At 64.3% G+C, this 13,617-nt stretch carries 9 protein-coding genes; 6 read left to right on the top strand and 3 right to left on the bottom strand.

Annotated elements, in window-relative coordinates; genetic code table 11:
- Positions 1–23: 23 nt before the first annotated feature.
- On the bottom strand, positions 24–635 hold the full coding sequence (locus tag AD664_RS05210) for a TetR/AcrR family transcriptional regulator (protein ID WP_042730257.1): 612 nt from the start codon (positions 633–635) through the stop codon (positions 24–26).
- 376 nt (positions 636–1,011) lie between these two features.
- Here AD664_RS05210 and AD664_RS05205 point away from each other — a divergent pair, with 376 nt between their 5' ends.
- The 4 genes from AD664_RS05205 (at position 1,012) to AD664_RS05190 (ending at position 7,149) form a co-directional block, all read left to right on the top strand.
- The gene (locus AD664_RS05205; RefSeq protein WP_053144890.1) at positions 1,012–2,412 is read left to right on the top strand and encodes an amino acid permease; all 1,401 of its coding nucleotides are present in this window, start codon (positions 1,012–1,014) and stop codon (positions 2,410–2,412) included.
- Between the two features lie 300 nt (positions 2,413–2,712).
- Entirely contained in the window at positions 2,713–4,434 is a 1,722-nt protein-coding gene (locus AD664_RS05200; RefSeq protein ID WP_042730259.1) for a type I secretion system permease/ATPase, read from the top strand.
- The gene (locus AD664_RS05195; protein WP_053144888.1) at positions 4,427–5,797 is read left to right on the top strand and encodes an HlyD family type I secretion periplasmic adaptor subunit; all 1,371 of its coding nucleotides are present in this window, start codon (positions 4,427–4,429) and stop codon (positions 5,795–5,797) included. Before AD664_RS05200 ends, AD664_RS05195 begins: the two co-directional genes overlap by 8 nt.
- 2 nt (positions 5,798–5,799) lie before the next feature.
- Positions 5,800–7,149: a TolC family outer membrane protein gene (locus AD664_RS05190; RefSeq protein WP_053144886.1), complete on the top strand. Its 1,350-nt coding sequence runs from the start codon at positions 5,800–5,802 to the stop codon at positions 7,147–7,149.
- Positions 7,150–7,825: 676 nt separating this feature from the next.
- Here AD664_RS05190 and AD664_RS05185 read toward each other — a convergent pair.
- Positions 7,826–8,497 carry a GntR family transcriptional regulator gene (locus tag AD664_RS05185; protein ID WP_053144884.1) on the bottom strand — a complete coding sequence of 224 codons (672 nt, stop codon included), beginning with the start codon at positions 8,495–8,497 and terminating at the stop codon, positions 7,826–7,828.
- Between the two features lie 129 nt (positions 8,498–8,626).
- Positions 8,627–9,814: an MFS transporter gene (locus tag AD664_RS05180; RefSeq protein ID WP_053144882.1), complete on the bottom strand. Its 1,188-nt coding sequence runs from the start codon at positions 9,812–9,814 to the stop codon at positions 8,627–8,629.
- A gap of 128 nt (positions 9,815–9,942) precedes the next feature.
- Here AD664_RS05180 and AD664_RS05175 point away from each other — a divergent pair, with 128 nt between their 5' ends.
- A complete protein-coding gene (locus tag AD664_RS05175; protein ID WP_053144880.1) occupies positions 9,943–11,364 on the top strand; it encodes a PLP-dependent aminotransferase family protein in 1,422 nt (473 codons plus the stop codon).
- 99 nt (positions 11,365–11,463) lie between these two features.
- Positions 11,464–13,590 carry a TonB-dependent siderophore receptor gene (locus tag AD664_RS05170; RefSeq protein WP_053144878.1) on the top strand — a complete coding sequence of 709 codons (2,127 nt, stop codon included), beginning with the start codon at positions 11,464–11,466 and terminating at the stop codon, positions 13,588–13,590.
- The last annotated feature ends 27 nt before the right edge of the window (positions 13,591–13,617 follow it).

Here is a 13,617-nt window from a genome sequence, read left to right as displayed (position 1 = left end):
CGCCGGGCTTTCCTCAGGTTTATTCAGGCCCGCATGCCGTGGAACAGCAGCTCGGTGATCCGCCGGACCTGGCTGGAGTGAGCCTCGACATCCGGCTGTTGCTGGTTGACTAGCCGATACAGTTGCAGGTGCGAATAGTCATTGAGCAGGAAGGCGGCCAGTTCCACGTCGAGGTCGGCGCGCAGCTTGCCGGCCGCTTGCAACTCCCTGAGCAGGCCGCTGATTTCAGCTCGCAGTGCATCGTTCATGGCGCGATAGCCTTCGGGCAAATCGTTGTCGCCCCCGAACAGGATCAGCGGCAGCAGTTCGCGCCACAGGCTCGGGTGCATGACTTCCAGGGCGTACCCGGTCAGTAATCGCTCCAGGTAACACATTGCCTCGACCGGGTCTTCAATCCCGGGGATCTGGCTGCGGGTGTCCTTGAGCGCGCGTTGGTCGGCCTCGTGGAGGATTTCCAGGATGATTTCCTGCTTGTTGCCGAAGTACTTGAACACGGTGGGCGCCGAGACGCCGGCCTGGCTGGCGATTTGTTCGATGGTGGTGTCCTGGTAGCCCTGGCGCTCGAACAATTCGATGGCCGCTTTGCTGATGGCTTGCCGTCGTTCGGCTTTCTGGCGTTCACGCAGTCCGCTCACGGGAGGTCCTTGTCTGGGAAAGAAGAGGCGGCCGCCACACACCACTGTCCCTCTGCCACAAAGACGGGGGCGAGCGGGGGGCCGCATGCCTCTGCAAAATACTTAACTGGATAAAATATTTGAAGCACTCATTTCAAATACTGGCCTTTTGGCTCGGCTCTGGAAGGGGCCCGGCAGTGGCGAGATCAGGCACTGAGGCGGCGCGCTCAGGTAATTTTCCCCGTCGGCAAGGCAGGTAACGTGACGCGTCATTCCATCCGGTTACACAGATACGTAAAGGGGGGACCAGGAAAAACCGGAAGTCAGCGCTTCAAGAGGGGCAGTCACCCACTGATCCCTGTCTACGCCTCAATGCCGATAAAAAGAGAATAAGAAAATGACCAGCCCCAGCTTCAAGGATTCGAACGGCCATCTGGCGCAGGGCTTCAAGCCTCGTCACGTCACCATGCTGTCCATCGCCGGGATCATCGGTGCGGGCCTGTTCGTCGGCTCCGGACACGCCATCGCCGCCGCCGGCCCGGCCGTCTTGCTGGCTTACCTGTTTTCCGGGCTGTTGGTGGTCCTTGTCATGCGCATGCTGGGTGAAATGGCGGTGGCCAACCCGGACACCGGATCCTTTTCAACCTACGCCGACCAGGCCATCGGCCGTTGGGCGGGCTTCACCATCGGCTGGCTCTACTGGTGGTTCTGGGTGTTGGTGATACCGATCGAGGCGCTGGCCGCCGGGCATGTCCTGAACCAGTGGTTTCCGGCCGTGGACGCCTGGGTGTTTGCCTCGGCGTCCATTGTCCTGTTGGCCGTGACCAACCTGTTCAGCGTGGCCAAGTACGGGGAGTTCGAGTTCTGGTTCGCGATGGCCAAGGTAGTGGCGATCATCGGTTTCATTTCCCTGGGCTTTGCCGTGTTGATGGGCTGGATCCCCGAGCGGGAAGCCAGCGGCCTGAGCCGCTTGATGGAGGAACACGGCGGGTTCGCGCCCAACGGCCTGTCCGCGGTGGTCGGTGCTTTCATCACCATCATGTTCAGCTTCATCGGCACCGAGGCGGTGACCATCGCGGCGGCCGAGTCCAACGATCCGGCCCAGAACATCGCCAAGGCGACCCGGTCGGTGATCTGGCGAATCGGGGTGTTCTACCTGCTGTCGATCTTCGTGGTCATTTCCGTGGTGCCTTGGAACGATCCGCTGCTGGCGTCCGTGGGCTCCTACCAGCGTGCGCTGGAACTGATGAACATTCCCCACGCCAAGCTCATGGTTGATGCGGTGGTGCTGATTGCCGTGGCCAGTTGCATGAACTCCTCGATCTACATCGCCTCACGCATGCTGTATTCCCTGGGGCGCCGCGGTGATGCGCCGAAGGCGCTGAAAGTGACGTCCGCGGCCGGTGTCCCGCGCTCGGCGGTGATCGCCAGCACTGTGCTGGGGGCAGGGGTCACCTTGTTCAGCTACTTCATGCCGGCGGGGCTGTTCCAGTTCCTGCTCGCCAGCTCCGGCGCCATCGCATTGCTGGTGTACCTGGTAATTGCCATTTCCCAGCTGCGCATGCGCAGGATGCTGCATCGGCAGAACGTCGAGCTGGCTTTTCACATGTGGCTGTTCCCGTGGCTGACCTGGCTGGTGATCGTGTTCATCTCGGCGGCGCTGGCGGTGATGATGGTGACGCCCGAACACCGCAGTGAAGTGAGCACCACCCTGGGGCTGGCGCTGGTTATTTCCTTCATCGGGCTGGTGACTTCCCGGCAGCATGCGCAGCCCGAACGGGCCGCTTCCCTCGGATAGTCCGGCGGCGTTTTTCGCCCGCTTGGCGCCACGTTGCTGGCGCCAAGAAATCCACACTCGGGGCCCGTTCGAGGCCCCGAAAACCCTGGCTTGCAGCACATCCCTCCCGCTGGTCACCCACTGTAAAAACCCAGCCTGTCGAACCGGCACTAACCGGTAGCGGCGTTGTCAGTTATTGGCGCCTGTAGCGACGAGGATCGTCACTGAAAGCGACGTGAGTGTTTTCTCCAATGCCTTCGGGCAGAAAGCGCGCGATGGATTGCGTCTTGGACCGACTCTTTCTTTTGCGGGCGACTTTCTATGGGTTTGCTTCTCGATCCGCGTCATGACATTGATGCCGCTTTACTGAGCTATCGCCGGGTGTTCTGGTCGCTTGCGCTGTTCAGCGGGGTGATCAACCTGCTGGTGCTGGTGCCGTCCCTGTACATGATGCAGGTGTACGACCGGGTGCTCACCAGTCGCAACGAAACCACGCTGTTCATGCTCACCTTGATCGCCCTGGGCCTGTTCCTGTTCAGTGCGCTGATCGAGTGGGTGCGCGGGGAGGTGATGATCCGCATGAGCGCCGGGCTGGACGACGCCCTCGGCGAGCGGATCTTCGACGCGGCCTTCGCCCGCAGCCTGCGCGAGCACAACGCCAACCCGGCCCAGGTGCTCACCGACCTGGCCACGCTTAGGCAACTGATCACCGGCCAGGGCCTGATTGCGTTGCTCGATGCGCCATGGCTGCCGATCTTCCTGTTGGTGGCGTTCATCTTTCACCCCTGGTTCGGCGTGTTGACGTTGATCCTCGCCCTGGTGCTGGTCGGCCTGGCGCTGTGGGGGGAACTGGCGACGCGCACGCGCCTGGGGGAGGCCAATCGGTTGGGGGTGCAATCGGCGGTTTACGTCAACAGCACCTTGCACAACGCCGAAGTGATCCAGGCCCTGGGCATGCTCGGGCCGTTGCGCCAACGCTGGAGCCTGTTGCAGCAGCGCATCATTGCGGCCCAGGCCCACGCCAGCGATCGCGGTGCGCGCATCACTTCGGCGACGCGTTTCGTGCGCATCTCGGGCCAGTCGTTGTCATTGGGGCTGGGCGCGCTGCTGGTGCTGGAAGGGCAGTTGTCGGCGGGCATGATGATCGCGATGTCGCTGTTGCTGGGACGGGCCCTGGCGCCCGTGGAAATCGCGATCGGTTCGTGGAAGCAATTCAATGCCGGGCGCCAGAGCTATCAGCGCTTGAGCCAGTTGTTGGCCCAGCATCCGCGCGAACGCCTGCGCATGCCGTTGCCGCCCCCCAGCGGCGCGGTGCGTCTGGAGCAACTGTACGTCGGTACGCCGGGTGCCACGCAGCCGATTCTGCGGGGCATCCAGTTCAGCCTGGCCAAAGGGGACGTGCTGGCCGTCGTCGGCCCCAGTGCCAGCGGCAAGTCGACCCTCGCCAGGGCGCTGGTCGGTGTATGGCCGGCCATGGGCGGCTCGGTGCGCCTGGACGACGCCGAGATCAGCCAGTGGACCCACGACGCCTTGGGCCCGCACCTGGGCTACCTGCCCCAGGACATCGAACTGTTCGACGGCAGCGTGGCCGACAACATCGCCCGCTTCGGCGAACAGGACGCGGACAAGATCATCGCCGCCGGACGCCTGGCCGGGATTCACGAGATGATCCTGCGTTTTCCCAAGGGCTACGACACGCCGCTGGGGCCAGGTGGGCTGGGCTTGTCCGGCGGGCAGAAACAGCGTCTCGGGCTGGCTCGTGCGCTCTACGGGCGGCCGGCGCTGATCGTGCTCGATGAGCCCAATTCCAACCTCGATGAAGCCGGCGAACTGGCGCTGGTGCAGGCCATCAACGCGCTCAAGGCGGCGGGCAGCACGGTGGTGCTGATCACCCACCGGCCGAACGTGCTGGCGGTGGTCGATCACATCCTGGTGCTCAAGGACGGCACGCAACAGGCGTTCGGCCCCCGGGACCGGGTTCTCAAGGCATTGATGCCGGGGCCGAGGCCGGCCGCGGTGAGGGAGGCAGGCAAAGATGCGTGATCTGACGCCGGGAGCGCACACTTACAGCGAGCACGGGGTGAGTGTTCGCAGCAGCTCGACCCTGCCCACCGCCAGCACCGATGCCCGTGGCGCGGCGCGCTATGGTGTCGGTTTCCTGGTGCTCGCCCTGGGCGGCTTCCTGCTCTGGGCCTGCCTGGCGCCGCTCGATCAGGGTGTGGTGGGCAGCGGCACCGTGGTGGTGGCGGGCGAGCGCAAGGCGGTGCAGTCGCTGGTCGGCGGGGTGGTGGAAAAACTGTTGGTCAGCGACGGCGATCGCGTCACCCAAGGGCAGTTGCTGGTGCAGCTCAACACCGTGCAGGCACAGTCGCAACTGGACGTGACCCTGGGCAAGTTGCTCAACGACCGCAGCGTCGAGGCACGGCTGATTGCCGAGCGCCTGGGCAATGCCGAGATCCAATGGCCGCCGGAGCTGCTGGCGCGTGCCGACGAGCCACGGGTCAAGGCGTCCATGGCGTTGCAGAGCCAACTGTTCCTGACCCGGCGCGCCGAGCTGGGCAGCCGCTTGCAGATCATTGAGCACGAGGCCGCGGCGTTGCAGCAGCAGTTGCTGGGCTACGAAGGCGTGAAGCGCAACTACGACGCGCAGATGCGTTTCCAGCAGCAGGAGCTCGAAGGGCTGCGTGACCTGGCGCGGGAGGGCTACGTGCCGCGCAACAAACTCTTCGAGGCCGAGCGCAACGCGGCGCAACTGGCCGGGCAGATCGCCTCGGGCGTCGGCGACGTCGGCAGGACGCGCCAGGCCATCAACGAAAGCCGGCTCAAGGCCTTGCAGGCGCAGCAGGAGTTTCGTCGGGACGCCGAAACCCAGCTCAGCGAAGTCTCGGCCGAAGCGGCAGGCTATGCCGATCAGATTCGCGCCTTGCAGTTCGAAGTCGACAACGGGGCGATCCGCGCGCCGGTGTCCGGGCAAGTCATGGACGTGAACATTCATACCGTCGGCGGCGTGGCGCAAGCGGGGCAGACCTTGATGCAGGTGGTGCCGCTGGACGCCCCCATGGCGATCACTGCGCGTTTCGAACCGTTGATGGCCAACAAGCTGCGGCCCGGGCTGCCGGTGCATGTGCACTTCACCGCGCTGCAACGGGTCGACACGCCGACGGTCACCGGCACGGTGAAGACGGTTTCGGCTGATCAGTTGATCAACGAACAGACCCACCAGCCGTATTTTTCCGCCAAGGTCGAGATCCCCGCCGAGACCGTCGCAGCGTTGCAGGGTGCCGGGCTGTTGGTCCGCCCGGGCATGCTCGCCGACGTGACGGTGGTGACGGGGGAACGCACCTTGATGAACTACCTGATGAAGCCTTTGCGCGAACGCTTGCTGGCGGCCTTCAAGGAGGAATGAGCATGACCGACCGTCACCGTTACCGCGCCCAGATGTTGCTGGGCCTGTGCACCAGTTGGGCGGTGATCGGCCCCGCCTGGGCGGCCGAAGGGGGCCTGAGCCTGACCGCTGCGTACGACGCCTCGCGGCTCAACGACCCGACCGTGCAATCGGCCGCCCATGCCTTCGAGGCTTCTCGGAACGAAGAGGCGATCGGCCGGGGCGGGCTCTATCCGCAGGTGTCGTTGAGCTCACGTTATGGCTACGGCGGCCGTACCGATGGCGGCGATGACCGCAGCTACGTCAACAGTAACGACTACCAGGCGAACAGTGTCACCCTGGCGGCGCAGCAGCCGCTCTATGACAAGGGGCGCTGGGCGGCGTACCAGGAGGGCAAGGCGCGTGGGCAACTGGGCGTGCAGGTGTTCGACGTGGCCGGCCAGACCTTGTATGACCGGGTCGCCAAGAGCTACTTCGACGTGGCTCGGGCCGAAAACGAAATCAAGTTGATCGCCCAGCAGAAGGCGGCGATCAACGGCCTGGTCACCCAGAGCAAGAAGCTCTATCAGGGGGGCCAGGGCGCGATCACCGATATCGATGAGGCCCAGGCGCGGCTCGACCTGGTCGATGCCCAGGAAGCCGAAGCCCAGGCGCGCCGGGTGGCGGCGCTACGGGCATTGTCCGGGCGCGCCAGTGTGCCGATCGAGGACATCCAGCCCATGCGCGAGGAACTGGCCACCGCCAACCCGATTCCACCAGAGCAGGACTTGCCTTACTGGACGGCGATCGCCCGCGACGCCAGCCCCGAGTTGGCCGCGCGGCTGGCGGCGGTCAAGGTCGCCGAGGCCCAGGCCGACAGCCAGCGCGCCGGGCACTACCCGACCTTGTCCCTGACCACCCAACTGACTCGCCGGGAAACCCGACAGTACCAGGAGCTCGACCCGCGCCAGGACACCTATTATGTCGGCGTGCAACTGGACATCCCGTTATACCGTGGCGGCGCGGTGCGAGCATCGGTGGCCAAGGCCGAGGCGCAACTGGCTGGAGCCCAGTCCGACTACGACGTGCAACGCCAGCAACTGGCCGAGGACATCGAGACTGACTACCTGGGCGTCGTGGCCGGGTTCGCCAAGAGCAAGGCGATGCAGCGGGCGGTGGAGTCCAATCAGCGTGCGCTGACCTCGACGGAGAAAGGCTTCCAGGGCGGCGTGCGTTCCACCGTGGACATCCTCGACGCCCAGCAACGGGTGTTCCAGGCCCGTCGAGACCTGCTCAATACCAAGCTCGACATGCTGCAAAGCTACGTCAGCCTGCACACCCACACCGGCCAGATGAACCGCGCCGTGCTGGAACAGGTGCAGAACCTGTTCTAAACATCGCGGGAACCCCGGCTCTGTGTGGGAGCGGGCTTGCTCGCGAAAGCGGTGGGTCAGTGACGGTGAATTTGGATGTGCCGCCGTCTTCGCGAGCAAGCCCGCTCCCACAAAAGCGCCGGAGGATGCCCGGTATGTGCGTGGAATCCGCTATCCCTGTGGGAGCGAGCTTGCTCGCGAAAGCGGCATGTCTGCCACGAAGATGTTGAATGTGCCGCCGTCTTCGCGGGCAAGCCCGCTCCCACAGGTCTTGCTGGTGCATGCAAAGGCGGCGTACACCCCAAATCCCTTGTGGGAGCGGGCTTGCCCGCGAAAGCGGTGGATCAGTGACGGTGAATTTGGATGTGCCGCCGTCTTCGCGAGCAAGCTCGCTCCCACAAAAGCGCCGGGGGGATACCCAGTATGTGCGTGAAATCCACTATCCCTGTGGGAGCGAGCTTGCTCGCGAAAGCGGTGGTTCTGTGACGGTGAGATTGGATGTGCCGCCGTCTTCGCGAGCAAGCTCGCTCCCACAAAAGCGCCGGGGGGATACCCAGTATGTGCGTGAAATCCACTATCCCTGTGGGAGCGAGCTTGCTCGCGAAAGCGGTGGGTCAGTGATGGTGAGATTGGATGTGCCGCCGTCTTCGCGAGCAAGCTCGCTCCCACAAAAGCGCCGAGGGGATGCCACTGGTCCTCAATGGCTGGAGGGCAAGAATTCGAACAGGGTCTTGCAGACGCCGGCGATGTGTTCGTCCAGGAGTTTGACCGCCCGTTCGACATCGCCGGCGCGGCAGGCGTCGAGGATTTCCCGGTGTTCGTGGTCGGCGCGGTCCTTGCCGGCCGACAGGCTCATCTGCATGCGCAGGTAACGCTCCAGTTTGTCGTGGACCGAACGGATCAGCCCCACCAGGAACGGCCGTTGTGCCGGTTCGTAGAGACAGGCATGCAATTGCCAGTTCAGCTCGGCCCAGCGGCCCACATCATCCTCGCCGATGAATTCACGGCAAATACTGTCCGCACGGGCGAAGGTCTCTTCGGTCATGTTCGGGATCGCCAGGCGCAGCACCTTGTCCTCCAGCAACATGCGCACCTCGAACATCTGCGCCAGTTCCGCCTCGGAGATGCGCGTGACCATCGCCCCGCGATTGCGCTGGAACATCACCAGGCCCTCGGCCTCCAGGCGCTTGAGGGCTTCGCGTACGGGGATCTTGCTGACGTTGAACTGTCGGGCGATGTCGTCCTGGCGAATCGGCTCGTCCTCGGCGAAATGCCCGGCCACGATGGCATCGCGCAGGTGACGGGTGATGATTTCCGAAGTGGTGGGGGTGTTGCCCAGGTCAGGCAGGTTGAACTTGGATAAGGTCACGGCGGCGAGTCGGCTGATGGAATTGGGGATATGGTATACGACTTTGCCTAAGCCAGTGTCGAGCCTTGCTGCGGGCTTTATCCCGTGGCGAGGGCGCTTGCTCCCGCTGGGCTGCGCAGCAGCCCCATTTCAGTGATTGTCACTCAATTGAGCGGGAGCAAGCGCCCTCGCCACAGGTTCCACCTTGCGAACAACCACCCAGCCGGTGACCAGCGATCCGACCATCAACGCCACCCCGAACAGGATCAACGCCATATCGGCGCCGAACGCGTCGGCCACCACGCCGGTGACCACCACGGGAAGACTGAAACCGATATACGCGAACAGGAAAAAACCGGCGCTGACCCGGGCCTTTTCCAGGCCGGCCATGGCCGTGATCGCCGATAACCCGCCCAGGTACAGAAACCCGTAGCACGCGCTGCTGGCCCCCAGGGCGCCCAACAGCACCGCGGGCAGCGAACCGTTGCTCGCGCCCAACGCCAGTAGCGCATAGCTTATGGGCAGCACCAGCAAGCCGATGCCGGTGGCCCGGGCAGGTGGCAGGCGGCGGGCCCAGGGCTGGAAGAGCAGCCCGCAACTGATCACGGTAAAGGTCGACAGGCCTGACCACTGCTGCAAGGCGTGGGCGGCCAGTACCGATGGCAATATCGCGATGACCAGTCCCGAGGTGGCCCAGGCCAGCAGCATCGAAAAACTGTAGGGCAGGCTGCCGGCGGGAAACAGCGGCAGGCGCAGCAGCGGTGCATGGCTGTTGCGCGTGGCAGGGTCCGGCAACCGGACGACCACGCCCATCGCCAGGGCCGCCAGGGTCAGTTGCAGCCAGAAACTGCCGGGCACGACGCTGTGCTGGCCAATCAGGAACAGGCTGGTCAATGCCGCGCCGAGGCCGAAGCCCAGCGAGGTACTGGCGGTGACCCGGTTGGCAGCCGCGCGGGTGTCGTCGCCTGCCATCAGTTCGGTCATGTAGGCCGTCGCGGTCGCCGAGGCCAGCCCCGTGCCCACGCCCATCATCAGCCGCGCCAGGCCCAGCGCGATCAGGTTCGGCCAGATCGAGGTGACCACCGTCGCCAGCATCGACAGGCCCAGCGCCAACAGGATCAAGGGCCGGCGGCCCACTCGGTCGGCGATCCCGCCGAAGGCCAGCAACACCGGCAGCACTCCCAGCACATAACAGGAAAAGGCCACCGCCGTGGCGCCCGCCCCATGCCCTGAAGCCAGCGCATAGGCGGTGTACAACGGCGCCTGCAGGTTCACGGCCAGGGTGATCAGGCACAGGCCGAAAGCCAGTCCCCATGGGTGTCGATGCTGTGCGTTCAAGCGTGTTCCTCAGGAAATCGTAAGTCTCGAGGACTATCACCGCCGACTCCCCCAGGAACAAGAAACAGCCCGGGGCGTTTTGTGTTTAACTGTTCGCCAAAAAACAGCGAACACTTAAAAGGCATGCCATGGATCTGAACATCGATCGCAATGCCGCCGAGCCGATGGTCCGGCAACTGGTGGCTCAATTGCTGGGCTGGATAAAGCGCCAGGGCATCCGCCCCGGCGCCCGGATGCCCTCCATTCGGCAACTGGCCCAGGAAAACGGCGTGAGCCTGGCGTGTGTGATCAAGGCCTACGACCAACTGGTTGCCAGTGGGGTGTTGGAATCCCGGCATGGGTCGGGTTTTTTCGTCGCGCCCCAGGTGTCGCGCCCGAAGGAACCGGCGACGGGCGAAGAGGAGGGCGCATGGGCCCTGTTCGAGCCGCAGTCTTCGCGGCTCAAGCTCGGCTGCGGCTGGCTGCCCGACGCCTGGCGGGACGACACCGACCTGGGCCAGGCCATCCGCCAGGTGGTGCGCAGCGACAACCACGCCCTGTTCAACTACAGCACGCCGCTGGGGTCGGTCGAGCTGCGCCAGCACATTCAGAAACGCCTGGATCTGATCGACATCCACGTCGACCTGCCGCAGATTCTCACGACCCAGGGGGCCAGCCAGGGCCTTGACCTGTTGGTGCGCACGCTGCTCAAACCCGGTGACCTGGTGCTGGTGGAGAGCCCCGGCTACTACAACCTGTTCAACCTGCTGAGGCTGCATGGGGTCAGGACCCTGGCGGTGGCGCGAGGTACCCAGGGCCCGGCTATCGAGGACCTGGAACGCTTGCTGGAACAGCACAAACCCGCCTATTTCTTCCTCAACAGCATGTACCAGAACCCCACCGGCACCAGCCTGGCACCCAGCGTGGCGTACCGCTTGCTGCAACTGGCCAACCAGCATGACTTCAAGCTGATCGAGGACGACATCTACGCCGACTTCCAGAACGGCGTGACGTCCCGGCTGGCGACCCTGGACGGGCTGGACCGGGTGATCTACCTCGCGAGTTTTTCCAAGACCTTGTCCAGCTCCTTGCGTGTCGGTTACGTGGTTGCCCAGCCCGACATCATCAACCGGCTGGCCGAGGTCAAGATGGTGACCGGCATCGGCTGCTCGCTGCTGGCGGAGAACGTCGTGGCGGCGTTGCTCGCCAACGGCGCGTATCGCAAGTTGATCCAGCGCCTGCGCCAACGGCTGAACAAGCAGATGGCAAGCACCCTTCGCCAACTCGACCAGGCGCATTGGGAGGTTTTCGCCGAGCCCACCGGTGGCTTGTTCGTATGGGCCCGGCCGCGACACCTGGCTGCCGACCGGGTGCAGCAGATTGCCCATGAAGCGCAAGTGCAACTCTCCCAGGGTTCCAGCTTCATGCCGGCGGGTGAGGCGTGTGACTGGCTGCGGCTGAACGTGGCCTTTGTCCAGGACGTTCGCGCACAACGTTTTTTCCAGCGAATCGAGCAAGAGTCCCTCAGCCACCCGATAACTGAATATGCGCAGGGAAATGCAGGGTGTTAATGGGAATGCATATCAAACAGGAATGAGTTGCTGTATCTTTCGCGACACATTCTTGCCGGCCCCAGCGGGTTGGCGTTTTTCCCTTAGGATTGTGCATCGATGCGTCGGATTCTCGTTTCACTGTGTGTGCTGCAGGCTTATTCCGTATCCACCTGGGCAGAAGAGCCCCTCGTCGCCCCGGCGTCCATGGAGCTGCAAGCCACCGACATCGTCGGCGCTGGCGACTATGAAAATCCCCAGGGACCGGTCAAGGGCTATCACGCCACCCGTTCGGCCAGCGCCACCCGTACCGACACCGCGATCCATGAAACCCCGCAATCGATCTCCGTGGTGTCGCGCGACGCCGTCGAAGACCTCGGCGCCACGCGCCTGCAAGATGCCCTCGACTACGCCGGCGGCGTGGGCCGGGCCAACAACTTCGGCGGCCAGGGCCTGACCACCTTCACCGTGCGCGGCTTCACCACGGGGGAGTTCTACCGCAACGGCTTCCCGATCAACCGGGGTTACCCGAACATGCCCGACGCCAACACCATCGAGCGCCTGGAAGTGCTGCGCGGCCCGGCGACCATGCTGTACGGGCGTGGCGACCCCGGCGGCACCTTCAACGTGGTGTCCAAGCAGCCGTTGGCCGAGCGCACGGTGACCCTCGGCAGCCAGCTCAATGACCAAGGCATGCGTCGCGGCACGCTGGACGCGTCCGGCCCGTTGGACGAAGCGGGCACACTGGCCTACCGCTTGAACGTGATCGGCGAAGGGGGCGACACCTTCCGCGACCACGTCGAGACCGAGCGCTACGGTGTCGCCCCGGTGGTGACCTGGCAACTCAACGACACCACGCGCCTGACGTTCGAAGGCGACTTCATGCGCAACAACCATCCGCTGGACCGGGGTGTGACGCACTATCCTGGCCAGCGTGGCACGGCATCGCGCGAGACCTTCTTCGGCGAAAAGGACGCCGGCAAACTGCACAACGACAACAACATGCTGCAGGTGCGTTTCGAGCACATGCTCAACGACGACTGGACCCTGGCCGGTGGCACCCAATGGCTGGACGGCACGTTGCAGGGCAATGCCATCGAAGGCAACGGCATCGCCGCCGACGGCCGTACCCTGGGGCGCAATTTCAACTACCGCAAGCTGGAATGGACAGACCGCGACACGCAACTGAACCTCACCGGGCATTTCGCCACGGGCGGCTTGGAGCACACGCTGTTGACCGGGATCGAGTACGAAGACTACGACTACCAGTCCATCATCCAGCGCTCCGCGGCCGGGACCGGGGCCTACCCCATTGATATCTTCGATCCGGTGTACGGCCAGCCCCGCCCGCCGCTGACCCGCACCCCCACCGACGACCAGGAAAACCTCAAGACCCTTGGCCTGTTCCTCCAGGACCAGGTGGCGCTGACCGAGCGCTTGAAAGTGCTGGCGGGGGCGCGATTCGAGCGCTTCGAGCATGAGTACGAGACGTTTGTGCCCAATGGCAGGAGCTGGAGCAAAGACGACAGCGCGGTCACCCCGCGGCTGGGCGTGATCTACGACCTGACCGACACCGTGGCGGTCTACGCCAACACGGCCCGCTCGTTCAAGCCCAACACCGGTGCCAGCCGCCAGGGTGGCGGCTTCAAGCCGGAAGAGGGCAAGTCCTACGAGATGGGTGTGAAATGGGAAGCGCTGGATCGCCAGTTGAGCGTCGACGCGGCGGTCTATCAGATCGAGAAGCGTAACGTGCTCACCACTGACCCGCTGGACTCCACCTTCAGCGTGGCCGCCGGCGAAGTGCGCAGCCGTGGCTTCGACCTGAACGTGGCCGGTAATCTGACACCGGCGTGGCGGGTGATCGGTGGCTATGCCTACGTCGATGCCGAGGTGACCAAGGACACCAGCATCCCAAGCGGGACCCGCCTGCTCAACGTGCCCAAGAACACCTTCAGCCTGTTGAACGTCTACGAATTCCAGGACGGCGGCCTCAAGGGCCTGGGGCTGGGCGCCGGTGCCCGGTACGTTGACGAGCGCGCCGGCCAGACGGCGGCGAATGCCTTCTCGATGGACAGCTACACGGTGGTGGACCTGCTGGGCTACTACAAGGTCAACGAGCGGATCCGCCTGAACCTGGACGTGAAGAACCTGTTCGACGCCGATTATGAAGAGGGTGCGTTCGGTAACGTCTACGCCTACCCAGGCGCACCGCGCACTGTGCAGGCTGGCATCTCCTACACCCTCTGATCGCTGTGGGAGCGAGCTGGCTCGCTC

It is taken from the genome of Pseudomonas sp. P97.38, from assembly GCF_001269745.1.
Lineage (GTDB): Bacteria > Pseudomonadota > Gammaproteobacteria > Pseudomonadales > Pseudomonadaceae > Aquipseudomonas > Aquipseudomonas chlororaphis_E.
This window is presented reverse-complemented; position numbering and strand designations above follow the sequence as displayed.